This window comes from Synergistaceae bacterium (assembly GCA_012521675.1).
Taxonomy (GTDB): Bacteria; Synergistota; Synergistia; order Synergistales; family Aminobacteriaceae; genus JAAYLU01.
This window is the reverse complement of record JAAYLU010000060.1, coordinates 1-25,236: the sequence shown is the minus strand read 5'-3', so window position 1 is coordinate 25,236 and position 25,236 is coordinate 1. Positions and strand designations below refer to the sequence as shown.

Genomic DNA, 25,236 nt, shown 5'->3' with positions numbered 1-25,236 from the left:
ACTGCCAGCCCAAGGAGGACGATCGCTTGATGAGGCGAAGAGATGACGATTACGATGACGTGTTCGAGGTGCACAGGGACGCGGACATAAGCAGGAGCAGACGTTCCCGCAGGGACAGAAGACCGGAGAAGAAGGCCCCTCTCGCAGTTCGCCTGATCGCGTGGACCGGTGTGGTGGTCTTCTGCTTCGCGGCCGGATACGTGGGGACGTCCATCGCCCTGCGAATGCTCAACCGCCAGGGAATTCTCGGCAGGGGAGACGTCGTGGCCGGCAGGGAGGACGCGGAGAGGATGATAGACGAGGGGCCGACTGAGATCCGTCTCAGTGCGAAGAAGGTGACCTTCGCCTACTACTATCCCAGCGAGGGGGTCATCGTCTCCGACAGGGCCGAGTTCCTGTCCGGGATCATGGAGGACGACATCAGGCAGGTCGTCGACAGGGTGTTCAGGTCGGCTGCGGGGGATTCCGCGGCGGACGTGAGGCTGTTGAACCTGTTCCGCTCCGGCGATACCCTGTTCCTAAATTTCAACTCGCCCTTCCTGGGCCTCCTGGGGTCTCTCGGTGCCCAGGGGAGCGCTCTGCTCATAACCGGGGTCGTCCAGACCATGAGCGAGAACTTCTCTCCCATAGTCCAGGTCCGTTTTCTGGTCGACGGCAAGGAGCAGCAGGGGAGCTCGCCTGTCGACCTGAGCGTGCCGTGGAGGCTTCCCAAGGGCTGATGAAGGCTCCGATCGACCGAGTTCTGTTCGCCAGCGGGAACAGGGGCAAGTACGACGAGGCGGCGATGCTGTTCGCCCCGTTCGGGGTGGAGCTGCTCTTCGGCCCGGACGTCCTGATGCTCGAGGTGGACGAGTCCGGTGTCTCCTACCATGTCAATGCGTGGCTCAAGGCCAGGGCGTACTCTAACGCGACAGGCATGGCCTCGCTCGCCGACGATAGCGGCCTCGAGATATACGCCCTCGACGGCGCCCCCGGTCTGCTCTCGGCCCGGCTGGCGCCGAGCAACGAGGAGAGGATAGAGTTGGTCCTGGATCGTTTGAAGGGGATCTCCGACAGGTCGGCGAGCTTCATCGCGTCCCTCGCCCTCTACCTGCCGTCCGGGGCGTGCGTGATCACCGAGGGGATATGCCGCGGAGAGATAACCGAGGCCCCCTCCGGGGAGCTGGGCTTCGGCTACGATCCGATATTCAGACCCCTGGGCTGCGGCAGGACATTCGGCCAGATGACAGAACGGGCCAAAAGAGCCATTTCACACCGTGCTCTGGCCAGTTTTCGCCTGCTGGGTATCCTTTTTGGGTAGTTGTGTGGTAAAATACATCCTCGTCTGGAATCGGTTTCCAATTTTTTAGGAGGTGCGCAACTTGAAGACGTTTTTCGGCATCGTCCATATTCTTCTCTGCGTGGCCCTGTCGGCCATCGTCCTTCTTCAGCAGAGAAAAGAGGGCGGTTTTTCCGGTATTTTCGGCGGAGGCACCCAGACCGACATGAGCGCGAGCCAGTGGCAGCGCTTCACTGGGCTTACCAAGCTCACCGTGATCCTGACCACGATCTTCATGGTGATGTCCGTAGTTCTCGTGCTGCTCTAAGCGGGACATGGATTCCAGCGTCAGGGAACGGCGATTCCAGGTGATGGACGGCTTCTCCGATGTACTCGCCTTCCGGCCTTCGGAGGGCAGGCTGCACTCGGCCACCCACGAGGAGATCATGGGCGGATGCACGACCGACGTATACTTCGTAAAGGCCCGCGACGTCCTGAGGAGAAGCGGAAAACTCTCGACCGTGGTGACCGCGGAGTTCTTCGCCAGGAGGGGCGGCGTTTTCGCCGGGCTCGAGGAGTTGCTTGTGCTTCTCGAAGGAAAGGGGCTTGAGATCTGGTCGCTGAGCGAGGGGGACCCATTCGAGGCAAAAGAGGTGCTCCTGCGGATCATCGGACCCTACGAGGCTTTTGGCCTGTACGAGACAGTAATGCTCGGAATGCTGGCGAGCGCGTCCGCGTGGGCGACGGCCGCCAGAGAGTGTGTGGATGCGGCCGACGGCAAGCCGGTGCTCTGCTTCGGAGCAAGACACGTCCATCCCTCCGTGGCCCCTGTGATGGAGCGGGCGGCCCTGCGCGCGGGAGGCTGCGCCGGGGCGAGCTGCATACTCGGCGCGAAGCTGGCGGGCGCGGTGCCGTCGGGCACGGTCCCTCACGCCGCTGTCCTCATAATCGGGGACACGGTCGAGTTGGCGCTGGACTATGACGCCGTCATGCCTCCGGAGGAGCCCAGGATAGTGCTTGTGGACACGTTCAAGGACGAGGCCGAGGAGTCCATTCGCGTCGCCGGTGCGCTGAGGGAGTCCTTGGACGCGGTGCGGCTGGACACGCCAGGGGAGAGAGGCGGGGTTACGCCTTCGTTGGTGTCCGAGGTCCGGTACAGGCTGGACAGGGCGGGTTTCCCCAAGGTGAAGATCGTAGCATCCGGCGGACTTTCCCCCGACAGGATAAGAGAGCTCGACAGGGCGGGCGCCGACAGTTTCGGAGTTGGAAGCTACATCTCGCACGCGAGCCCCATAGACATGACGATGGACCTGAAGGAGATAGAGGGAGCGCCCATAGCCAAGAGAGGGCGGCTGCCCGGAAGGATCGAGAACCCCAGGCTGAGGCGGGTACCGTAGCCCGCAGCGCCTGCGTAATTTGGACATGATCGCGCCCCCGCCACGAGGGACCGTTCGACAGGGCCCCATGCCACGCTCTGGAAGGACGGCGCCTCCGGTGCGGAAGGTCCGGTTTCTTCATAGATGCACAGGATTAGAGCAAAATGTCAAGGAGGAAAGACCCATGTTGTGCAATCGCACCTATATGGCCGTCAAGGAGAAGGTCGAGCGCAAATGGTACATAGTCGACGCGGCCGACAAGCCCCTCGGGCGAGTGGCGTCCCATGTGGCCAAGGTACTGACGGGCAAGAACAAGCCCACATACACCCCGCACGTCGATACGGGGGACTTCGTCATCATAGTGAACGTCAAGAAGGCCAGGCTCACCGGCAACAAGCGCGAGACCAGCCGGGTCACCTATCACACCGGCTGGCCGGGCGGTTTCAAGGCCATCAGCTACGGCGACATGATGGACAAGAAGCCGGAAGAGCTGATGCGCAGGATAGTCAAGGGAATGCTTCCCAAGAACAAGTTGAAATACCAGAGAAAACTCAAGGTGTACGCGGGAGAGGATCATCCCCACTCGGCGCAGCGGCCGGAGCCCCTTGAGGTGTAACAGGCAGGAGGAGGACGGATTACATGCAGAGTTCAGGTTATTTCTGGGGAACAGGGAGAAGAAAGTGCGCCCTCGCCCGCGTCCGTATTCGGCCGGGCAACGGAGCCTTCAAGATCAACGACAGGGAAGTGGCAGACTACTTCCCCAGGGACTGCTGGCAGATCAGCGCGATGCAGCCCATAAAGGTTACCGGGCTCGAGGGGAAACTGGACATCTTTGTCCGCGCCTCGGGCGGCGGTCTGACCGGCCAGGCCGGGGCGGTGCGCTTGGGCGTGGCCCGCGCGCTGATCAAGCTCAACCCGGAGCTAAGGCCCATCCTGAAGAAGAACGGGTTTCTCACCCGGGACTCGCGCATGGTCGAGCGTAAAAAGTTCGGCCAGAAGGGCGCGAGGGGACTTCGCCAGTTCTCCAAGCGTTAACAAGCACGGTAGCGGATACATCGTGGGCGGGCCCTTTGGCCCGCCTTTTTTATGTGCCTGCGGTTGGGCGGTTGTGGTAGAATTAATTTTCGGATAGAATCGCTCGCTCTTTTAGACATTCTTAAAAAAACGCAGGAGGTGCTTACGTCATGAGGAGGTTCAATCTTTTGGCAGCGGTCGCACTGCTGGCGGCCCTCTCGCTCTGTGCCGGGGCGTTTGCGGATGTGCTGCCCCGCACTACCACCGCGACCAGGGATATCATACTGGTGGAGGAGTACGAGGAGGCCGAGGAGTCCGGCAGCGGAACGCCGGCCATGGACGGCGAGGAGAAGGCGGCCCGCCTGGACGTCGAGGAGATGCACAGGTCGGACTTCGAGCTGCTCCTTGAATCGGACAGGTCGGCGGAGGGCGACATCTTCGACATAGGCGACAGGATCGAGTTCGCCTTCACCTCCGACAGGGACTGTTACCTGACCCTGCTGAACTTCACTCCCTCGGGGCAGATAGTCGTCCTGTTCCCGAACAGGTGGGTATCGGACAGCTCCGTCAAGGCGGGAGAGAGGATCGTTGTCCCGGCGGAGGGGCAGACCTTCTCCATGAAGCTTGGCGGACCGGCGGGCACCGACATAGTCAAGGCCATCGCGACGAACATCGAGACAGAGATAGTGAACCCGCACAACCAGAAGCTGTTCGGTCCCTTCGCCATACTGGAGGATTCCAAGGTGGCGACCAGGGACATCATCCTCATCGACGAAAGCGTTTTCGACGACGAAGAGGCCCCCGAGACGCCGCTTCAGTGGGCGGCGACTTCACTGGCCGTTTTCACCAAGGGCGACTCCCCGGAGAAGGGCGGCTTCGGCGTGACCATCCGTGACGGATGGATCGCCAAGATATGGGCCGACAGGGACGAGTTCCTCACCGGCGAGCCGATATTCGTCAAGCTCCAGAGCAACCGTCCGGCGACCCTCGTATCCCTGGTCAACCAGGGGGCGAGCGGCAGGGTCAACGCACTGCTACCCGAGGGTGTTGAGAAGACCGTCCGACCCGGCGGAATCACCATCCTGCCCGGCAAGGAGGACAAGTGGAAGCTGGTGGCGGCGACGGAGCCGGGAACAGACGTAGTGACTGCCAGGCTGATGGACGAGGACGGCGTCGAGCTGGAGGTCTCCTTCACGGTCGTGGTGGAGGAATAGCGGCGTTTTTACGAAGGAAACGGGGAGTCTCCCCGTTTCCTTTTTTTGGGGAGAGAGAGGCTGATAGTCATGTCACGCAAAATACTTTTCAGGGCGATGGTCGCCCTGCTGCTGCTTGGTGCTGGAGCGGTGATCGCCCAGATGGCGCTGGATTCTCTCGCGCTCAACGAGACCTCCGTGGCGGCGGAGAGCCAGGAGCTCCAGGGGGTCCAGGGCGCCGACGAGACGACCATGGTCGTCCAGAAGGCCAAGATGCGCAAGAGCGGCGCGGAGGGGAAGAAGGCGTCCGTCTCCATGGACGAGATACACAAGAAGAAGCTTCCCCACTACCGTACCATAAACGGCGCCCTGGACATCCAGAAGAGGCTGTACAGCGCACAGCGAGAGAACAGCCCCCGGGCCAAGAGCCTTGCAGCCTCGCTTAACCAGGAGATCCCCAAGGCCAGGGATGCGCTCAAGAACCTGCGTGTCCTCACCGATCAGGAGGTCGCCCTCATCAACTCGACGACGAAGGATGCGAAGGCGATAAAGGTCGCCGAGTCGTCCTATTCGTCGTGGAAGAGCGCCGTCGACCACCTGAAGGTGGAGCCGCTGACGGACGGGGAGCTCAAGGCCCGTAACAGGGGAATCCGCTCAAACTCCGAGGCGGCCGTCTCGAACGCCCACGACCAGGCAAAGGAGATAAAGTCCGATGACCTCTCCGCCGAGGACAAGGGCGTGCTTAAAAGCAACGTCGTAGGAAGCGCCAAGGACATCTTCTCCAACCTGCAGCAGATAATGGGCGAGATGCAGAAGGTGATGAACGCCCTCGGAGGCGGCACAGGCGGTATAGATGTGATGGCGCTGCAGGGCCTTGCGGGATCGATGCAGGGGGTCGCAGGCAACATGCAGGGATTCCTCGGTGTCTTCGGCCCGTTCGCCCAGACGGTGGGAGGCCTGGTCGGCGAGAGCATTGCTGTCCCGTCCCTCTCCATTCCGGATTTCTCGAGCGTTCTGCAGTCGATAGGAGGCGGAGGCATCCCCTCGATACCCTCTATACCATTGATACCGGGAGGGAAGTTCAAGCCTCCGTTCTAAACAAGACCACGGGAGGATATAACGCATGAGGACGAAGTTTTTTGCCGCGGTGGCGTTTGTCTTCCTTCTCGCCATTGCCCTTCTCCTTCCCGTCGAGGCTTGCGCCGCCTCGAAAGGGGAGGAGGAGATGCAGAGGGGGCTGCAGAAGTACGCCGCGAAGGAGTACGCATCGGCCGCAGGGCACTTCTCGAAGGCCTCGGCGATGTTGGAGAAGGAGAAAAAGGTAATCCCCGCCGCGGACGCCGCATACAACGAGGGCCTGTGCCGCAAGGCCGCGCCGCTTAAGGAGGGGGAGACCCCGTCGGGGAGGGCGGCTGGCGCGATCGCCGCGTTCGACCGTTCCGCGGCTCTCTACTCCAGGGGAAAGGACGAGACCAAGGCCGCGAACGCGCTGATCCAGGGCGCTCAGTTGGCATTTGCCGAGTCGAACCTGACCGGTGCGGAGAAGCGCTATGACAATGCCCGGGCAAAGGGCGCGGATCTGAAGTCCGACCTGCTGGAAGGGCTCGCCCTCGAGGGGCTGGGCAAGGTCGCCTTGCACCGTGGACGGCCCGCCGAGAGCAGGCATCTCTATTTAGAGGCACTGGACAAGCTCGACGGCGTTCCGTCGGCTCGTGCAAGGGTGTCGCTTCAGCTTGCGGCGGCCGTCCGCAAGTACGGGGACATGCAGGCTGCCCTGGCTTGCCTCGATGCCGAGGAGGAACGACTGGCACCGCTGGAGGAGGGCGAGAAGACTAAAGATCTTGCGGGGCTGATCCGCTTCCTGATACTCGCCGAGCGAGGTCACACGTACACTCAGATGGGCATCTACGACCAGGCGCGGGACTACCTCAAGGAGGCGTACGACTACGAGCCGGAAAATCCGCTGATCGACGAGGCGAACCGCCTGTACGTCAGGGGAAACGGGCTGGTGGCGGAGGGGGAGCTGGACAACCCGGCCTTCTCGGCCGAGGAGCTCAAGGTCATCATGAAGCTCGCCGCGAGCAAGGGGCTCAAGGACGTGGAGTGCGGCTCTCTCATCTCGATAGGCAGACTGCTGCGCACGGACGGTAAATACCCGGAGGCCGAGAAATGCTTTGACGACGCCGCCAAGCTGGCGCGCGAGGCGGATCTTCCGGTGAGGAACGTCCAGGCGCTGCTGTCGAGGGCCAACCTGCTCTACTTCCAAGGGGCTTGGAAGTCGAGCGAGAACTACTACAGGATGTCCTTCAACTCGGCGCTGGAACAGGGGGACATGGAAAACGTCCTCGTAGCCCTGATGGGAGTCGAGCGGATAGCCAGGTCCAATCACACGGGCCTGTCAGGCAAGGTCGATTTCCGCAAGATCCAGGGCATACCGTGGAGGGGGGCTCTCCTCCAGGACGGAGGCATCGGCCCAGAGCGAGGGGGAAGCGCACTTCCGGCGGCCTGGGAGAGGCTGGGGGAGATCTCTCGCGAGTGGTTCTCCTACTCTGTGCCGGGGATTCGCGGCTCCATGACCGTCCTCTCCCTCGCAGGGACTCTCTCATGGCCTCGCATGGAGGCCATGGCCCGCCACCTGGTCGCGGAGGGCATCCTGAGGCTCGTGACCGGGCGCAGGGAGGTCTTCAGAAAGGCTGCCGAGGCCCTGAGGTCCATTGACAAGGGGAGGGAGGGAGCCTCGGATCCCCAGTCGACGAGGCAGGCCTACACGGCGTGCTGGAACGCCCTGTCGAACGCCGCCGGAAAGGGCCTTCTCGGGAAGAGGGGCGTTCCTCCCCCCGTCCGAATCGACGGCCTTTTGCTGGTTCCGGACGACCCCGCGGACCAGGACCCTTCGCCGTCGGACGACCCTGACGGGATAAAAGAGGCAGGGCGGCTGCTCGACGTGCTGGTGAAGGCCGTGAACACCCTCTCCCTGAAGGAGAAGGAGCAGCACGAGCTGATGCTGGCCCTGCTGAAGGGTGAACGGATACCTCCGCATCTCGCAGAAAGGCTGGTAATGGCCTCGGGGTCGAGGGCGGCGGAGAGATCCCGCGTAATGGAGGGGCGGCTGCGCAGCGGTGGAGCAGATAGAGAGGCCGCGTTGAAGGAGTACACGGCTGAAATACAGCCGCTGCTGGAGAGATTGGGCGGCTCCCCGCTGGACGAGATTCGCGGGCGAAGCAAACTGGACGAATACCTGAAAACAGTCGAGAGGAAATCGCGGCGGCACGCCGAGGAGCGAGCGAGCCTGCTGGCAAGGTCGATACCTCCTTTCATGGTCTACTCGCTGAGCGAGGCGGTGGCCCTGTCGGGCGTGGAAAGCGCATGGGCCGGCCTGACGCTGAGGATGGCCCTGCTGCGAAGGTTGGAGGCCATGGGAGAGCCTAGGGAGATGAACCTCCGCCAAGGGATGGAGCTCATCGCAAAGTCCTTGGCGAAGGGGGCCGAGGTCTTCGACGGAAGGTTTTCCCTGGCGGATAAGGAGTCCGCCGCCGAGAGGGAGAAGAAGATAGAGGAAATGCTCGCCATCGCCGAAGAGCTGGTCCGCATCGAACTACAGGCGCAATACTCCGGCTGCATGGAGATAGTGGACGCGTACAGGGGCATCGGCGGCCTGGACGACGAACAGGCGATGAAGGAGCTGGTCGCAAGGCACCTTCTCGCGCTGGGCGAGCCGAGTCGAGCGCACGACATGGCGGAGGACGTCAGGCAGGGGTTCCGCTACGCGGCCAGGACCGCCGCCGGGGCGGTCAACCCTGAGGTCGTCTGGAGGACCCTGTCGACTTCCGCGAAGGCGTCCCTTGCCCTGGGAAGAAAGGACGAGGCCCTCTCCTTCGTCGACCAGGCGATAGAGGTCATGGAGTCAGTGATTCCGGCCGACGGTGTGAACTCGCAGGCGACGGCCGACAGGCTGGATGTGTACAGGACGGGGATCGAGACGGCTTACGAGCTGTACGAGGCCGACAGGTCGCAGAAGAACGCCGAGAGGCTCTGGGAGTACCTTGAGGGCATGAAGAGCCGCCAGTGGCGCGAGATGCTCGCCGCCACGGGCGGTGCCTTCCTGGACCGTCTCCCGGAGAAGGAGGTCGAGCTATACCGCTCTTTGAACAGGCAGGCGACGCAGCTCCTGGCGTCCATCCTCTTCCTGGATCTCCGGGGGCAGGCACGCGAGGCAGACGAGGCCAAGGGAGAACTGCAGCAGGTCCGCCGCAAGGTATCGGAGTTGGTCGCGGGGCACACGGTGGACGCCTCGGAGAGGGTACCTTCGCTGAAAGAGACGACTTCAGCGATCCACGGCGACTGGGCCGTCGCGGACTACTACATCTCGCCCAACCTCTCCTTCGCCTTCGTGCTGCAGAAAGGGAAGAGGGCGGAGGTGCTCAGGCTGCCGCTCGACTACGACAGCTTCTTCGCCTATACGTTCTGGATGAGAGGCGACGAGGGCGGTGAGTTCAATTCGGCGCGAGCAAACGAAAGGGTGATGGCGGCGGGCATGACCTCTCCGCGCCTGGCGGAACAGCTTTTCAACCCCATCGCCGAGTTGATCGGAGACAAGAGGAAACTGCTCGTCATACCGCACGACATACTGTACACCTTCCCCTACGAGACCCTCTCGGTAAAGAGGGGAGAGGGATTCAGATTCCTGCTCGACGAGGGCTGGACCTTCGCGGAGCTGCCGAGCGCCTTCCTCCTGACCAAGGGGGCGAGGGCGGGCGGCGCGGACGGCGAACGCCTCGTGGTTTTCGCCGACCCGGATTACTATCCAAGGCTGAAGGACAGACATGGCGCGGAGAAGGCGCTGGAAAAAGTCCTTGAAGGAGTGGAAAGCCCTCACCTCCAGAGGATAAGGGAGGCCTTCTGCAAGTTTATGAAGCCCCTTGGTAACGCACGTCGCGAGGGAGAGAGCATCGCGGCGCTCTGGGATGGGCATGGCGAGTCCACCCTGCTGACGGGGGCCGACGCGTCCGAGAGGATGCTGTACGATCCGAATATTGCCGCTTGGGACGCCCGGCACGTGCACCTGGTCTGTCACGGCTACGACAGGCATAGCATACCCGACCTTCAACCGGGGCTGGCCCTTTCCCCCGCCGACGACAAGGAGAACGACTCCTTCGCTCAGATGGGGGAGCTGTCCGCGCTACGCTGGCGCTCCGAGCTGGTCGTGCTCTCCGCGTGCGACACGGGGCTTGGGGATCTCTTCATAGGCGACGGAATGGTGGGTCTGAACACGGTCTTCCTGGCCGGAGGGGTCAAAGGGATCGTCATCTCAAGGTGGAAGGTCTCGGACGAAAGCGCGCCCGAGTTCATGAGGATAGCATACGAGAGGATGGCCGCCGGAGCGGCTCCGGTCGACGCCCTCTCCGAGGCTAAGGTCGAGCTTAAGGGGATCTACGATCAGCCATTCGACTGGGCGGTCTTCAAGTACGTCGGAGTTCCGTGGTGACACGGTCTTTTACAACAAGGAGGCGGAAAAGGTGAGGAAGAACGGTGTTTTGCTCGCGATAGCTGCCGTCGCCGCCATCATCTTCACGGCGTGCGGCGCCCGCGCGGACGAGTTACTGCGCGAACGGGCCAGGAACCTCTACGAGGTCCAGGACTACAGAGGGGCCTACTCCCTGTTCGAGCGGCTGCTGGCCGAGAACCCCGACGACGGGGAGGCGCTCGACTACTCCGCCTGGTGCCTGCGCTACTTCGGGGACTGGAAGAGCGCGGAGGAGCGCTTCAAAAGGGCCTTGGAGGCCCCGTCCGGCGCCCTTGTCGAGTGGCTTCACGTCGGGCTTGGCGAGACCAGGATGGGCGCGGGGAACGAGAAGGGGGCGCTGGAGTCCTTCCAGAGGGCCATCGAATCCGCCCCCGAAGACCTGGAGCTGGTCCTGCGCTCCTTCAAGGGCATGGCGTGGGCGAGCGCCTTCCTCGGCGACGAGGAGGGGTGCGAACGATCGATCGAGTCCGCGAGGGAGAGGGACGCCGACTACGCAGCGTCGCTGGCGGCGGACGTAGAGGCGGTGCTTAAGGAGCGTTTGGCGCTGGCGGCGAAGATCGAGGCCGAGAAGGAAGATATCGAAGAGGACGAAGAGGACGAAGATGAACTCGGGATAGTCGTCCTCGACTCGCAGGAGCGCCAGGCGAAGATATTCGAGGAGGAAATCCTGGGCGACGAACTGGACGAACTCATAGCCGAGATCCTCGCCGCCGAGGAGAAGGAGAGCGAGGCGCCCGAGGCGGACGAAGCCGAGGAGGAGCCCGAGCCGGAGCTCGACGAGGCCGACGAGATCGAGAAACCGGAGTCGGACGTCGACGAGACGGACGAATCAGAGGCAGATGAAGCCGACGAGGACGAGCCGGTGGTGCCTGACTTGGACGAGGCGGACGAGGACGAGCTGGACGCTCTGATAGCCGAGACCATCGACGCCGTAATGGAGGAGTTGGGCGCGGACGACGAGATCGAGAAGGCTGTAGAGAAGGAGATCGAGAAGCTCGAGAAGCCGGCCGCCAAGCCCAAGCCAGAGAAGCCCGCCGAGGCGCCCGTGAAGGAGGTCTCTCCCCCGTCGCCCGTCTGGGGAGTGCGAATAGGCGAGCCGATCGAGCGGGAGTTCGACAGGGCCGATGTAGAAAAGCTGGACAGGAGTGGAGCGGAGGGGGCCTACGGGGTGGTCCACTACCCGTTCGTCCCGAGGGAGAGCCCCTTCCCATCCTACGTGCGTGCCGAGGCGGCGTCCACCTACTTCAACATAGAGGCCTACAAGGGCAACATACTCAAGGTGCACGGCGCCGTAAAGACCAGGGTGCTGCCCAACACCCTCGACTGGAGGAAGAAGACCTTCGACGCCATGGTCGATGATATCTCGCAGGAGCACGGCAAACCGACCATATTCACAGACCAGGGCATCTTCTTCGAGGCCGCGTGGCTTCTGCCCGAGACCCGCGTGCTCTGGCTGTTCGTGGATGCCGGGCTGGACGGGGCTTGCCAGGTTCAACTATCCTACGTGGACAGGAGGATACAGGCGGGTCACCTGATAGGTATACTGAAATAGTCGGCGATACGAGGGGGGCGGCGTACCTATGCCGCCCCTTTTTTTGTCTTACGACAGGCTCAACCGTGGAGTCTCGGCGCTCAGAAGCCCAGTACGGAACGACTCTCCTCCGCAGAAGCGGGCCATCAGCTCCTCCATCTCCCGGCAGACCTCCAGGGCCTCGTCGGGACTCACCGGCGGCAGGGCATCGACGTTGAAGATGAAGTCCCTCGTCTCGGGCAGGGTGAGGGTGTGGTTCGCCTGCCGCCAGCACCACCGCCTGGTCAGCACCTTCTTTCCCTCGAGAAAGACGAACTCGCCCGGAGAGGGATGCTCCTCCTCAGTCCCGCCGAACGGTACGAACAACTCGTCGCCGACCGCGGGGCACAGGCAGATGTCCTCCGTCACCTCGTCCAGCGAGTGACCTCCGCAGGGCAGCACGTGCCGTAGCGAGAGTACGTTGCCCATATCGACAAGCGCGTTTATCGACGGCAGCTCGTGCCCCTTGATGACCCGGCGCGCCATCGCCTCGATCGAGGAACGATGCTCCGCAGGCTTCATCCCTAGCTTTCTAAAGGCCTCGCGCCAAGAGGCGATCCGGGGATGCTCCGCGGGGTTGCCGTCCCCCAGGGCCGATCTGAGCGAGCCCTCCGCCTCCCTGAGCAGGCCGGTCAGCTCGTCCGGCGACGGCCCGTTTTTCAGACCCCTGGCTACAAGAATGCCCCTGGCGTAGCCGGGAAACTCCTCGAAGACCTCGTCCGCGATGGTGTAGAATAGCTCCTTCATGAGAAAGCCCCCAAAACGAAATTCGCCGTGGAACCGCGGCTGTACACAGCCTACCTCCCTCCCGCCAAGGCGTCAAGCTCGCCGAAGAAAAAAACGATACCAACAAAGAGCAGTAAAAACTCTCTTGAAATCGTAAAAATATGTCATAATACATGACGATCCGCCATTATCAAGCAGGGCGCGACGTACCTTACTCGAAAGGATTGAGGTCCATGCAGGCCAGGGGAAACACCATAAAGGGAGCTCTTCTTGTGCTGTTCGGCGCCATGCTGTGGGGCACCACCGGGACATCTCAGGCGCTGGCGCCCACCGGCGCCACGTCTCTGGAGGTCGGGGCTCTGCGCGTTGTGATAGGCGGGGCGGTGCTGCTGACTTTCGCGCTGGTCAAGCGCTCATTCAAAGGACTCGGCAAGTGGCCGAAGATCCCCGCCGCCCTGGCGATACTGTCCACCGCCGCCTACCAGCCATTCTTCTTCACCGGGACCGCCAGGACGGGGGTCGCCGTCGGAACCCTGACGGCGCTGGCCAGCGCCCCTGTCATCACAGGGCTCCTGGGGTACTTCACCCTCCGGGAGCGACCGTCCAAAATCTGGTATCTTTCCAGCCTGCTCGCGATAGGCGGATGCACCCTCTTGACCCTCTCGGGCGACGCGGGCAGCACTGTCAACCCTGTGGGGATGCTATATTCCGTCGGTGCCGGCGCTTCCTACGCTATTTTTGTACTCTCAAGCAAGTACCTGGTGAAGGACCGTCCGCCCGACGCCGTCAACGGTGTGATCTTTGGAGGGGCGGGTCTCGTGATGCTGCCGGTGCTCCTGGTGAACCCGCCTGCGTGGCTCGCCGATCCGAGAGGTCTGGCGGTCGCGCTTCATCTCGGGCTCTTCGCGACCGCGCTGCCTTACTTCCTGTTCCTCAAGGGGCTAACGATGGTCCCGGCATCCACCAGCGTCACCCTTACCGCGGCCGAACCGCTCACCGCCTCGCTGCTAGGTGTATTCCTGCTGGGGGAGAGGATGAACGCCCTCGGCTGGGCTGGCATCGTGCTCACCTTCGCCGGGGTGTCGTTGCTCGCTCTGCAGGGCGAGCCGGACGAACAGAGCGGCCCCTAAGCCTCTTTGGCCAGGGGGGCGAGGGTCGCTGCGATGCGCTCAAGCCCGTCCTTCAGCAGCGAACGCGGCGCGGCGATGTTTATCCTTATGAAGCCCTCGCCGCCCGTGCCGAACCAGTGCCCGCCGTCCAGGGCCACCTTGCCCCTCTCCACCAGCAGCCTCTCCAGCTCCGGCCCCGTGAGCCCGAACGAGCGGCAGTCCAGCAGGGGCACATATGTCCCCTCCGGGCGCACCATCCTGACCATCGGCAGATGTTCCGCCAGGAATTCATCGATATAGTCCAAATTATCCTCAAGATAGACCAGCAGGGCGTCCAGCCACGCCTCGCCTCTGTCGTAAGCCGCCATCAGCCCGGTCGCGCCGAATACGTTGGACCCGTCGATGTGAAGGAAATCCACGATGGACTGGTAGTCGTCGCGAAGCCTGCGCGACGGGATGATCACGGCCGAGGTAGCAAGCCCCGCGATGTTGAACGTCTTGCTCGGCGCGACGGTCGTGATGGTCAGCTCCTTCATCTCGTCCGACACGTCCGCCAGGGGCGTGTGCTTCGCGCCGCCGAACAGAATGTCGCAGTGAATCTCGTCGGAGACCACCACCACGCCTCTGGCCGCGCATAGCTCGCCGAACCTGGTCAGCTCCTCCCGGGTCCAGACTCGCCCGGTGGGGTTGTGCGGGGAGCATAGGAAGACCAGCTTCACCGACGAGTCGTCCAGCTTGCGCTCCAGGTCGTCGAAGTCCATCGTGAAGCGCTTGCCGTCGAACTTCAGCGGGTTCTCCACCACCGTGCGGCCGCGCCCCTTGATGGTGGAGAAGAAGGGGTAGTAGACCGGCGGCTGAACCAAAATGCCCTCGCCCGGCTGAGTGAAGGCCAGCACAGCCATCGAGAGGGCGGGGACCACCCCCGGTGCGTGTCGTATCCAGGACGTGTCGATACTCCACCCGTGCCTGCGGAGGAACCAGGCCGCGATCGACTCCCTGTAGTGGTCCAGGCGGCGGGTGTAGCCGAATATCCCGTGGTCCACCCTGTCGCGCAGTGCCTCTATCACCTCGGGGGGCGCCTTGAAGTCCATATCCGCCACCCACATCGGAAGAAGGTCGTTCGTCCCGAAGAGGCCCGTCATGTCGTCCCACTTGGCACAGTCCGTGTTTCTCCTGTCTATGATCGTGTCGAAGTCGTATGCAGTCATCTTGTCAACTCCTGTTCATTGCGAATCGCGCCATCACAGCCGGACCAATCCAGAGGACGTCCTCGTTCAGGTCGAACTTCGGATGATGGTGGGGGAAGTTCCGAGCCTCGTCGTCGAAGCTCGCCGGAAGGTAGAAGTACGACCCCGGCACCCTCTCGTGGAAGAGCGCCATGTCCTCGGCCCCCATCGTCGGCTCGGCGATCTCGTGGACTTTCTCCGCCCCGACGATGTCTTCCATCGCTCGTCGAAGCTCATCCGTCATCGCCCTGTCGTTCAGCAGCGGAGGAGTTCCGTCGCCGAAGTAAACCTCGGCCCTGCCCCTCATCGCCCGTGCCGCGTCCTCGCACATCTCGTTGATGCGTCTGATCAAGAACTCCCGAACCTCGTGGGACATGCAGCGGAAGGTCCCCTCGATGACGCAGTTCTCCGCGATGATGTTCGGCATCGCACCCCCATGGATCGTCCCGACCGTCAGCACCACGGGCTCGAACGGGCTGACCTCTCGGCTCGCCACCTGCTGCAGCATTATCACGGTCTGGGCGGCCATCGTCAGGGGGTCCACCGTCAGGTGCGGAGTCGCGCCGTGCCCTCCCTTACCCTCGAACGTGATCCTGAACCAGTCGGCAGCCGCCATGAGAGCGCCGTGTCGGTAGCCGAGCTCCCCGGACTTGAACCCCTTCCACAGGTTCCCGGTGTGCAGCCCGATGATCGCGTCCATCGCCGGGTTCTCCAGCACACCGTCCTCGATCATGGCCGCCGCGCCCTTGCCGTCCTCCTCCGAAGGCTGGAAGATCAGCTTGACCGAGCCCGGCAGCTCCTCGCGCAGCTCCAGCAGCAAGCGCGCCGTACCCAGCAGCATAGCCGCGTGAGCGTCGTGACCGCAGGCGTGCATGTTGCCGTTGGTGGCCGCGAAGGGCAGCCCAGTCTCCTCGACTATGCGAAGAGCGTCGTAGTCCGCGCGCATGCCGACCACCCCGCCGGGCCTGCCTCCCTTTACCAGGGCCGTCACACCGTGCCTGCCGTCCCCGTGGAGTACCGAGTCCACGCCCATCTTCACCAGCTCGTCCACTATGAACCTCTCCGTCAGGGGCGTGTCAAAGCCGATCTCAGGCGTAGCGTGCAGCGCCCGCCTCCAAGCCACGATCTGCCCCTGCAGGGCTTGCGCCCTCTCTCGAATACCATGCATTGGATCATCTCCTCGAACGTGCTGAAGACTCTATGAGCTGATGATAACATGAGAGGAAGGGGAAAAGTGTAATTTCGCTTGCCTGCTTCGCGGTTAGGGGCACGGCCCCTCCTACCCGATTGTCATCCCGACGACCAAAGGGAGGAGGGATCTCGAGAGAGTGACGTCAAAATCGAGATCCCTCGGCAAGAAACCGCCTCGGGACGACAAAGGCCCTACTGTGCCGCGCTCGCCAGTGCCTCCTGCTCCTCGGCGGAGAAGATGCGGTCGAGGTCGAGGAAGATTATCAGCCTCTCTCCGACTTTGGCCACTCCCTTGATGAAGTCCGAGCTTATCCCGCTTGAGACAATCGGAGGAGTCGGCTCGATAGCTTCGTCAGGAACGCGCAGGATCTCCGATACCGCATCCACAAGAATGCCTATGTTCTGCCCCGCCATGTTCACCACTATGATGCGCATCTCCGCGTCGTCGGAGTCTCCATAAGCCGTGGTCATGAACTTCTTGTTCAGGTCGACTATGGGGACAATCACTCCCCTGAGGTTCACAATGCCCTCGACAAAGTCCATAGATTGGGGAATTGTGGTTATGTGCTGTATCTTGACTATCTCCCTGACGCTTGAGATGTCTATTCCGAACTCCTCCTTGCCGAGGCCGAATATCACTAACTGTTGCTCTGCCATGACGTCTCCTCCTTTCGACCGAAGCTGTCTATATGGGGGCCTTGACAGTTGTCTTCGCCTTGGGTTTGGGCTTTTCGCCGTTTACTGGAACCAGTCCGACTTGTCCTGAAGGTTCTATGGCATCGTATTTAAACGCAGCGACCATCTTCTGAAGGTCCGCGGCCAAACCGGACAATTCCTCCGACCCCTTGGCTACACGCTCCGCCGACTCGCCTACTTCGGCCATCTGGCCTCTTACCAGGTCTGCGGACGAGGCGGAGTCGTTCACTCTCGAGGCTATGTTCTGAACCGCGCTCGCTATCTCCTCGCTGGACGCCGCCTGCTCCTGCGACACCGCGGCCATGTCCTGCGTAGCAGAGGCTATCCTGGATAGTGCCTCCATCATCCTGTCTATAGTCTCCCGCGTCTCCTCCGCCAGGTTGCTTGAATCTATGGAGTCCTTCATGTTGGATTCGGCCGAAGAGACGACCTTGTCCAGATCCTTTGTTATTATACCGGCGAGATCGGCTATCTTCTTGGCCGCCTCGTTGCTCTCCTCCGCTAGCTTTCTAACCTCCTCAGCGACAACCGCGAAGCCTCGTCCCGCCTCTCCTGCGCGCGCTGCCTCTATGGCGGCGTTCAGAGCCAGCAGGTTGGTCTGGTCTGCAATACCGCCAATCTGGGCCACGAAGTTCTGTATCTCGCGCGCCCTGTCCCCAAGGCTCTTGACCTCTTTTGCCGACTCCTCAGCGTCCGATGCAACTTTCTTTATGCTTGTCACTGCCTTGCCGACCGCTCTTACTCCCTCCTCGCCCGCGCTCCTGGCCTGCTCGACCTCCGATGCCATATCGGTGCTCTTCTGCGCCGAGGACTGTGCGCCGCTGGCCACCTCCTCGACGGAAGCGGTTATCTCCTGAGTTGCAGCGGCAAGGTTCTCCATCTGGGAGGATACGTCATCGACTCCTGCCCGTGACTCCTCTACGCCGGCGTTCGACTCCTCAGCCAGGGCTGAGAACTCCTCCGAGGTCTCTCCAAGCCTATTGGAAGCACCCGCGATGTTCCCGAGAAACTCGCTTATCGCCTCCTCGATTGCGATAGTACACTTTACCATCTCGGCTATCTCGTTCTTCTTGTAGTTCGTCAGCCAGGCCTTGGAGGAGTCGAACGTAACGTCCAGGGCGGCTATCTTGCGGAGAACTCCCATGACTGCGCCTAATGGTCTGTTTATCGACCTCTCTATCAACAGGCCTAAAAGTGCGCCGAGCAACACCGCAGCTATGGCGGTGATCAGTAACAGGCGCAGGGCGGTGGCCGTATTCCTGTCGTTTTCCTCGTTCGCGTCTTTCGCGGCTTCGGTGCAGTAATCGGAAAGCTCGCGTATGACCTCTCTGTAGTTTTCGTTCGCTTCGACGACATATTGCGCGTAATGTTCATAGGCCTCGGCGTTCTTATTCTCGAGTGCCAGCTTGATCACCTCGTTGCTGCCGCGCCGGAACTCGGCGAGGTGTTTTTTGGCCTCCTCAAGTTTGCTCTTTTCGAAGTCGTCCAGCTCTATGCTCCCGTAGTTCTCCAGGTTCGTATCGTTTTGCCTTCTTCGTCTTTCTATCTCCTCCACATGGGCGCGGTTTTCATTATCGTCAACTGTGAGCATCAGGTTCAACTGGGAAGCTATTATCGCCTGGCAGTTTGTTCTAGAGTCGTTCAGCCACTGAATCGGAAGCACGCCCCTGCCGTACATCATGTCCAACCCCTCTCCCGCATCCACCAGCCTGGTATAGCCCACCCACGAGGCTATCGCTGTGAAAACACAGAGCACTGCGGTCAGAAGGAAAAGACGGGTGCGTATGGTAAGATTTCTTAGAAAACTCATCATGCTGGATCACTCCTATTCTGTTTTAATATTGACGGGTAGTGAGAATGGAAAAACCGCTGATATATGTAATTCTTATTTCGCCTACAATAAGAATACATGCTGTTTCTGGCCGCGTAGGAGGGGAGCGTTCGTTTGTGGTCATGGTCTGGGTATAAGGTGAGACCTGCACGGGGATGCGTGTGGAGAAAGGTCCCTCTCACCCGGACATAGGTGCCGTATCATGCAGGAACCGCATATTTTCAGCGGAGGGGCAAGGGCTTTGATCGACGCGGCAGATTCTCTCCTCGTCAGGCACACGGCTTCCCTCCTCTCCATGGATTGATATTTTGAGGCATGTGAATGATTCTCTCCCATGGAAACAGGTATGCAAAATCATACATGTAAAAATTCTATTATTCAAGAGCATCGACTTTCGGTTATCCTGATTCAAAACAATACCGCAATCCATGATCAACAGCGCTTCCGCAGCGTTGGCCGGGCTCGTAATTTCTCAAGATAGGGCAGGGCATCGAGGCTCATTTTTTTATGCGTGAATGTTGAGGGGATGATTGTGGAGATTCCTCGCCGGCAAAACCGCCTCTGGATGACAGTTCCCCTGCCGTGTCGCGAGCTTGCGCGCCTGCGCGCTGGATGGCATACTATATCCTGCATACGGACAACCTGGTCATAAGAGAAAAGTCCGGATACAACACGGGATGAGAGGTGTCTTTCAATGAGACTGTATTCACTGAGAGCGAGGCTTGTAGTTTTTATATCCCTTTTTTCCATCCTCTCCGCGGCGGCGGCAGGGTTCATAGCTGTCAGGATAGCGGGCGCGCGGTTAGGGACGGAGCTTGAGCGCAACGTCCGGGTGAACGCCTCCGGGCTGGATATGATGCTACAGAACTACAAGGAGCAGGCCCTGGCGCACGTGCGGAACCTAGCCGCCCACCCGGGGCTTGCCGATGCGATTGACGCGAGGGATTTCGACTCGCTCAAGGCCATCACGGTGCCGATGATCGAGAATGGAGAGCTGGAATACCTGGTGGTCGCCGACTTGAAGGGAACGGCCCTGATTCGGGCGCACATCCCGGACGAGATCCCCGGCCCGGACGATAGTATATCCAACCAGAGGAACATCCGCGAGGCTCTGTCGGGCAAGCAGTTCGTCGGCATCGAAGAGGGCAAATACGTGAAGCTGTCGGTTCGCGCCGGCGCACCCGTGCGCAGCGGTGATGGCACGGTGGTGGGAGCGCTTTCGTCCGGGTACGTCGCCAGTCAGAACACGATGATGGACGAGGCGAAGGCGCTTCTGGGCGGGGAGTTCTCTCTCTTCCTGGGGGCGGAGCGCGTTGCGGCCACGGCTACGGGGCCGGACGGAACGAGGCCCTCCGGAGAGGAGCCGGGGACAGAGGAGATATTCGCTCTAGTGAAAGAGGGGCAAAGGCCCGTCCTGGCCGAAGACCCGGTGTTCGGGTCTGACTATCTCACGGTTTTCTCACCTCTGACGGGTGCGGACGGAGAGATAACGGGCATGACGGGGTCGTCCGTGTCGCTGGAGAGCATGGCCGCCGTCAGGATGGACATCGCGAGGAGCGTCCTCATGGCCGTTCTGGCCGTGCTGGTCGTATCAACGGTCTTCGGCGTGCTGCTTGCGGGCAGGATCGCGGCTCCGATGCTCGAACTGCGCAGGCTGATGGCGGCGGCGGGCGGCGGCGACCTGACCGTGCACGGGGAGATAAGCAGGGACGACGAGATCTCGGAGCTTACCGCCACGTTCAACCAGATGGTGCAGCGACAGGCGGAGATAGTCGGCAGGGCCCGCCGTGCGTCGGAGGATCTGGCCTCGTCGGCGGGGCAGATCGCCGTCTCGGCGTCCGAGGTGTCGTCCGCATCGCAGGAGGTGGCTTATAACATAGCGGCTGTCTCCGAGGAGGCGGAAAGGGGCAACGAGACGTCGGTGGAGACCAACCAGGTGCTGTTGGAGCTCTCGTCACTGATACAGATGGCGAGGCGCAAGGGGCAGGGGGTGCTGGAGGACTCGGCGCGGACGCTCGAGGCGGCTAGGGAGGGACATGCGACCGTTAGCGAGGCCGCGTCCGCCATGGAGAATATCGGCGTGCTCGCGGGCAAGACCGAGGAGGACATGGAGGTACTCGCCGGATACTCCCGCCAGATAAGCTCCATAACCGAGGCCATCACAGGCATCGCACAGCAGACCAATCTTCTCGCCCTGAACGCTGCTATTGAGGCGGCCCGTGCCGGGGAGTCGGGAAGGGGCTTCGCCGTCGTGGCCGACGAGGTCCGCCTGCTGGCCGAGCAGTCAGACAAGGAGGCAGGCGAGGTGGTCCAGCTGGTCCGCAAGATAGTGGAGCGGATAGAGGCCGCCGTCGAAGGGATACGCGAAAGCAGAAGCGAGACGGAGCTGGGAGAAGAGGTAATGCGCCGTGCAAGGGAGGCGCTTGACCTTATCCTGGACGCGACTGCCCAGTCAGGGGAGGCGACAGAGAGCATAGTCTCGATAACCGAGGAGGAGGTCGCCAGCTCCGAGAAGATCATAGAGCTAATCAAGTCCATGGGCGAGGTCATCGGCTCGACCGCTGAGAAATCCGAGCAGGTGGCGGCCGCCACCGAGGAGACGACCGCCTCGATGGAGATGATCGGCACTGGCACCGAGGAGTTGAGCGAGATGGCCTCGCAGCTCAACGAGGCCGTCAGCGTATTCAGGCTGCAGGACGACGATGGCGAGGCTCTTCCGGACTCCGAGCTGATCAAGAGGGCAAAGTCCGACCACCTGCTGTGGAAGGCTCGCATCAGCAACATGCTGAAGGGGCTGGACAGTGTCGATCCGGAGGATGTGGACGCGCACACCGAGTGCAGGCTCGGCAGGTGGTACTTTTCCCCTGGGAACCCGTTCAGGGACAGGGCGGAGTTCGAGCGCATAGAGGCCCCGCACAGAGAGGTGCACGAGATGGCGAGACAGGCCGCCGAGGCCTACCGGGACGGCGACGTCAAGGGTGCGGCCAAGCTGTACGCACTCCTTGGGAAGAGCTCCCGTGCGGTGATCAAGGATCTCGACTCGCTGCTGAAGGGTTCCTTCCGATAGACGGACGCCGACCCCGACTACTGGCTTATACAGTCGTACCCGCGGTCGACGGCGAGCTGTGCTCCCTCTCCAAGTCTGCCTGCGGCCGCCCTTATCGAGTCCGCCTTCACAGCACCCGTCAGCCTGACCGCTGCACCGAGCGCGACCAGGTTGGCGGATCCCGGCCGACCCATTTCAGATGCTATCCGGGCGAATGGCGCACAGGCGCTGTTCGCCCGGATGTCGGGCGAGGGAGTCACAAGGCCGCTGTCGTACAGGAAGATCGCGTCTTCATCCCCGGCCTCGAGGATGAGCAGGCAGCGGTCCAATGCCTCCTGCGCCAAACAGAGGACCAGGCGGGGGGACTCGGCCCCGATGAAGTCAATCTCCCCGTCGCCGACTATCACGTCCGTCCTGGTGAATGACCCCCTTGCCTCCGTGCCGTAGGTGGAGGACATACAGGCGTTGCGCCCCTCGATCACCGCGGCCTCCCCCAGCAGAGTCCCCATGGTGACCAGTCCTTGTCCTCCTACTCCGGCTAGCACCAGGGAGAAGTATTCGTTCGCCCTGCTCATCTGCCGCCCTCCTTCCCGCCTGCTCCGGCGGTCGCCCGCCTGTAGCGGCTGTACCAGTCCTCGGCCTCCCTATCCGCAAGGACTCCCACCGGTAGTTTTCCGCCGCGAGGGGACTCGCCGGAGGGAAGGATCATCTCCCTCAGCTTGCCGTACATGTCGAAAGCCTCCCTCGCCAGGTTTCGCCGCCCGTATTGGGTGGTGCAGACGGAGAGGACCTCTATGAAGGAGAAGCCACTCCTGGACAGTCCGTCGCGCACGAAGCGCCGCAGTTGCCCCCCGTCCAGCACGGACCCGCGCGCGACGTACGGAGCACCCGCTGCTGCCGCGAGGGAGCACAGGTCGAACGGCGCCTCCGCATGGCCGAGCGGCGATGTCGAGGTCACGCTTCCCTCCGGGGTGACGCTGGAATACTGGCCTCCTGTCATGCCGTAGTTGAAGTTGTTCACCACCACAGCTGTCAGGTCCACGTTGCGCCGAGCAGCGTGGATCAGGTGGTTTCCTCCTATCGTGGCCCCGTCCCCGTCGCCCATCAGCACTATCACGTTAAGATCGGGATTGGCCAGCTTTATGCCGGTGGCGAAGGCGAGCGCCCGTCCGTGCGTCCCATGGAACGCGTTAACGTCCAGGTAGTCGTCCGCCCACCCCCAGCAGCCGATGCCGGACACGGCCACCGTCTTTTTCCGGTCGAGCCCGAGGTCGGCGAAGGCGTGCAGGATGGCCTTCAGCACGATGCCGTTGCCGCAACCCGGGCACCAGATGGTCGGAAGCTTGCGGGTGACGAGGTAGTCCATGTATCTGCGGGCGCTCATGACAGTGCCTCCGCGATCGGCGCGAGGATCTCGGCCGGCTTCAATAGGGTCCCGTCCACCCGGTTGACCCCCAGCACGGACGTTCCGTAATCGTTAAGCCTTCGGATTTCTCGCTCCACCTGTCCAAGGTTCATCTCGGCGACCACCGCCAGCTTCACCCGGGACAGGACCTCTCTCACCTCGTCGTCCGGGAATGGCCACAGGGTGGAGAGCTCCAGCAGGCCCACGCGCAGACCCTGTGCCCTGGCTCGCCTGGCCGCGGCGCGGGAGGCCCTCGCCGAGCAGCCGTAAGAGATGATCGCGCCCTCCGCGTCCTCCAGCATCAGGCCGTGCACCTGTACGATGTCCGAGCGGTTTTTTTCAAGCTTGTCCACCAGGTGCCTGATGACCCTGTCGGCGTTCCCGGGCGTGGCGTTCTGACCGCCCCTCTCGTCGTGCATGGAGCCGGTCACCCGGAAGATATAGTCGCCGCCGAAGGGCGGCAGGGGGGCGATCTCCCTCTCGTCCGGGTCCACGGCGAACGGGCGGAACTCCTCCGGCGCGCACGACGGAAGGGCCCTGCCTGCGACATCGGCCTCGGACGGCATTCGGTAGAACACTCTCTCCTTCAGCTTCGCGACGGCCGCGTCGGCCAGCAGCACAACCGGAGTGCGGTACCTGTCGGCCAGGGAGAAGGCGCGGATTGTCATGTCGTAGCAGTCCTGCACCGACGACGGGACCAGGGCGATTATCCCGTGGTCGCCGTGAGTCCCCCAGCGAGCCTGCATCACGTCTCCCTGGGCTGGCTTGGTAGCCATACCGGTGGAGGGCCCCGACCTCTGCACGTTCACCACGACGCACGGTATCTCGCCCATCACCGCCATGCCGAGGTTCTCTTGCATCAGCGAGAAGCCGGGGCCGCTGGTGGCCGTGAAGGCCCTGGCGCCGGCCACGGACGCGCCTATGATGGCCGCCATGCTGGACAGCTCGTCCTCCATCTGTATGAAAACGCCGCCGAGCTCCGGCAGCCTGCGCGCCGCGGACTCGGCGACCTCGGAGGATGGCGTTATCGGGTACCCCGCGTAGAACCGCGCCCCGGCGGCGATCGCTCCCTCCGTGATCGCCTCGTTGCCCGAGGCGAATACAACTCTATCCTTCGTCATGTAGACCTCCTTAATACACAGAATGTTTTAGCTCGGTCCGGTGACCCTTACATCCCGCGCCTCGAACCATGAACGGGCGCGCTGCATCTGGTCGCCCTGCAGCAGGATGTCTCCATCCTCGACCGTCCCTCCGCATCCGATCGTCCCGCGAAGTTTTTTCGCCAGGCCCTCGACATCCGACGGTGCGCCCTCCCGGAAGGAGAGCCGAGTGACCGTCTTTCCCCCGCGCCCCTTCGTCTCGCGCGAAAGGACGACACGCCCCGGCAGCTCGCGGGGCGGAGAGGGGGGCTTTAACTCCTCGGGCAGGACTTCCTCGGGGGAGCGAAGCCTCTCCTCCCTGCCGAGCAGCGCGCCCAGTGAGAGTGAAAGAGGCGACCCGTCGGCCTCCGTTTCGATGCGGGGTCGTTTTTCCTTTCTTGCCATCTGGTTCACCTCCTTCTTCAGTTTGCTTCTGTCGTCCCGAACAAGCTTAGGAGGGATCTCATTCCTGTCGTCCCGAACGGCGCGGAGCGACGGAGGGACCTGGGTGAATCCACGCCGCAAAGGCGAGATCCCTCGCATTCGCTCGGGATGACATAGGTGCTACTCCCTGCGGAGGGCGTCTATCGGGTTCAGCAGGGAGGCCTTCCAGGCGGGGTAGAAGCCGAAGAAGATCCCCACCAGCGCGGAGAAGACGAAGGCAAGTATCACGGAGCCGGGCGATATGACGGTCGGCCAGTTCAGAAGGCCGGTGATTATCTTGGACGCGGAAGTGCCCAGCCCTATGCCGAAGAGGCCGCCTGCGACGGAGAGCAGCAGAGCCTCCATCAGGAACTGGGTGCGTATGTCGGCGCCCCTCGCCCCTATGGCCATTCTTATGCCTATCTCGCGGGTGCGCTCGGTGACGGAGACGAGCATTATGTTCATTATCCCTATGCCGCCCACCAGCAGGGATACCGAGGCCACTGCCC

22 protein-coding genes are annotated in these 25,236 nt (G+C 62.3%); 12 read left to right on the top strand and 10 right to left on the bottom strand.

Translation table 11 applies throughout. The features are described from left to right. The first annotated feature begins 29 nt into the window (after positions 1 to 29). The 10 genes from GX181_06075 to GX181_06030 all read left to right on the top strand — a co-directional run bounded on the left by GX181_06075 (position 30) and on the right by GX181_06030 (position 11,917). Entirely contained in the window at positions 30 to 719 is a 690-nt protein-coding gene (locus tag GX181_06075) for a GerMN domain-containing protein (protein NLM71506.1), read from the top strand. Beyond that, complete coding sequence (rdgB, locus tag GX181_06070) at positions 719 to 1,300, top strand: RdgB/HAM1 family non-canonical purine NTP pyrophosphatase (protein ID NLM71505.1); 582 nt, start codon at positions 719 to 721, stop codon at positions 1,298 to 1,300. The genes GX181_06075 and rdgB overlap by 1 nt, the downstream gene beginning before the upstream one ends. Before the next feature lie 61 nt (positions 1,301 to 1,361). Further along, positions 1,362 to 1,586 (top strand): preprotein translocase subunit SecG, encoded by a 225-nt coding sequence (gene secG / locus GX181_06065; protein ID NLM71504.1) that lies wholly within the window; start codon positions 1,362 to 1,364, stop codon positions 1,584 to 1,586. A gap of 43 nt (positions 1,587 to 1,629) precedes the next feature. Next, positions 1,630 to 2,655: a nicotinate phosphoribosyltransferase gene (locus GX181_06060; protein NLM71503.1), complete on the top strand. Its 1,026-nt coding sequence runs from the start codon at positions 1,630 to 1,632 to the stop codon at positions 2,653 to 2,655. A 163-nt stretch (positions 2,656 to 2,818) separates the two neighbouring features. After that, positions 2,819 to 3,250, top strand: a complete 432-nt coding sequence (rplM, locus tag GX181_06055) for a 50S ribosomal protein L13 (protein ID NLM71502.1) — start codon at positions 2,819 to 2,821, stop codon at positions 3,248 to 3,250. Between the two features lie 23 nt (positions 3,251 to 3,273). Further along, on the top strand, positions 3,274 to 3,669 hold the full coding sequence (rpsI, locus tag GX181_06050) for a 30S ribosomal protein S9 (protein NLM71501.1): 396 nt from the start codon (positions 3,274 to 3,276) through the stop codon (positions 3,667 to 3,669). Positions 3,670 to 3,818: 149 nt separating this feature from the next. Then, the gene (locus GX181_06045; protein ID NLM71500.1) at positions 3,819 to 4,862 is read left to right on the top strand and encodes a DUF4384 domain-containing protein; all 1,044 of its coding nucleotides are present in this window, start codon (positions 3,819 to 3,821) and stop codon (positions 4,860 to 4,862) included. 69 nt (positions 4,863 to 4,931) lie between these two features. Further along, a complete protein-coding gene (locus GX181_06040; protein NLM71499.1) occupies positions 4,932 to 5,939 on the top strand; it encodes a hypothetical protein in 1,008 nt (335 codons plus the stop codon). Positions 5,940 to 5,964: 25 nt separating this feature from the next. Then, positions 5,965 to 10,326 (top strand): CHAT domain-containing protein, encoded by a 4,362-nt coding sequence (locus tag GX181_06035; GenBank protein ID NLM71498.1) that lies wholly within the window; start codon positions 5,965 to 5,967, stop codon positions 10,324 to 10,326. 31 nt (positions 10,327 to 10,357) lie between these two features. Then, complete coding sequence (locus tag GX181_06030) at positions 10,358 to 11,917, top strand: hypothetical protein (protein ID NLM71497.1); 1,560 nt, start codon at positions 10,358 to 10,360, stop codon at positions 11,915 to 11,917. Between the two features lie 48 nt (positions 11,918 to 11,965). On the opposite strand, the gene GX181_06025 is transcribed toward GX181_06030, so the two are convergent. Then, positions 11,966 to 12,682 (bottom strand): hypothetical protein, encoded by a 717-nt coding sequence (locus GX181_06025; GenBank protein ID NLM71496.1) that lies wholly within the window; start codon positions 12,680 to 12,682, stop codon positions 11,966 to 11,968. A gap of 212 nt (positions 12,683 to 12,894) precedes the next feature. Between GX181_06025 and GX181_06020 the strand changes: the two genes are divergently transcribed. Then, on the top strand, positions 12,895 to 13,791 hold the full coding sequence (locus tag GX181_06020) for an EamA family transporter (GenBank protein NLM71495.1): 897 nt from the start codon (positions 12,895 to 12,897) through the stop codon (positions 13,789 to 13,791). Here the strand turns inward: GX181_06020 and GX181_06015 are convergent. From GX181_06015 to GX181_06000, 4 genes are all read right to left on the bottom strand, one after another. Next, positions 13,788 to 14,978, bottom strand: coding sequence for a pyridoxal phosphate-dependent aminotransferase (locus GX181_06015; protein ID NLM71494.1), 1,191 nt, complete (start codon positions 14,976 to 14,978; stop codon positions 13,788 to 13,790). The genes GX181_06020 and GX181_06015 overlap by 4 nt on opposite strands. Positions 14,979 to 14,982: 4 nt before the next feature. After that, entirely contained in the window at positions 14,983 to 16,164 is a 1,182-nt protein-coding gene (locus tag GX181_06010; protein NLM71493.1) for an amidohydrolase, read from the bottom strand. Positions 16,165 to 16,379: 215 nt separating this feature from the next. Next, on the bottom strand, positions 16,380 to 16,844 hold the full coding sequence (locus tag GX181_06005; protein ID NLM71492.1) for a chemotaxis protein CheW: 465 nt from the start codon (positions 16,842 to 16,844) through the stop codon (positions 16,380 to 16,382). Positions 16,845 to 16,872: 28 nt separating this feature from the next. Beyond that, positions 16,873 to 18,696, bottom strand: a complete 1,824-nt coding sequence (locus tag GX181_06000) for a methyl-accepting chemotaxis protein (protein NLM71491.1) — start codon at positions 18,694 to 18,696, stop codon at positions 16,873 to 16,875. A gap of 712 nt (positions 18,697 to 19,408) precedes the next feature. Between GX181_06000 and GX181_05995 the strand changes: the two genes are divergently transcribed. After that, a complete protein-coding gene (locus GX181_05995) occupies positions 19,409 to 21,781 on the top strand; it encodes a HAMP domain-containing protein (protein NLM71490.1) in 2,373 nt (790 codons plus the stop codon). Positions 21,782 to 21,798: 17 nt separating this feature from the next. On the opposite strand, the gene GX181_05990 is transcribed toward GX181_05995, so the two are convergent. The 5 genes from GX181_05990 to GX181_05970 all read right to left on the bottom strand — a co-directional run. Next, a complete protein-coding gene (locus GX181_05990) occupies positions 21,799 to 22,335 on the bottom strand; it encodes a 2-oxoglutarate synthase (GenBank protein NLM71489.1) in 537 nt (178 codons plus the stop codon). Then, a complete protein-coding gene (locus tag GX181_05985; GenBank protein NLM71488.1) occupies positions 22,332 to 23,144 on the bottom strand; it encodes a 2-oxoacid:ferredoxin oxidoreductase subunit beta in 813 nt (270 codons plus the stop codon). The genes GX181_05990 and GX181_05985 overlap by 4 nt, the downstream gene beginning before the upstream one ends. Next, on the bottom strand, positions 23,141 to 24,286 hold the full coding sequence (locus GX181_05980) for a 2-oxoacid:acceptor oxidoreductase subunit alpha (GenBank protein ID NLM71487.1): 1,146 nt from the start codon (positions 24,284 to 24,286) through the stop codon (positions 23,141 to 23,143). The genes GX181_05985 and GX181_05980 overlap by 4 nt, the downstream gene beginning before the upstream one ends. A gap of 27 nt (positions 24,287 to 24,313) precedes the next feature. Next, positions 24,314 to 24,709, bottom strand: coding sequence for a translation initiation factor (locus tag GX181_05975; protein ID NLM71486.1), 396 nt, complete (start codon positions 24,707 to 24,709; stop codon positions 24,314 to 24,316). Between the two features lie 159 nt (positions 24,710 to 24,868). Continuing rightward, positions 24,869 to 25,236, bottom strand: a 368-nt coding sequence (locus tag GX181_05970) for an FtsX-like permease family protein (GenBank protein NLM71485.1), incomplete at its 5' end; no start/stop codon positions are given.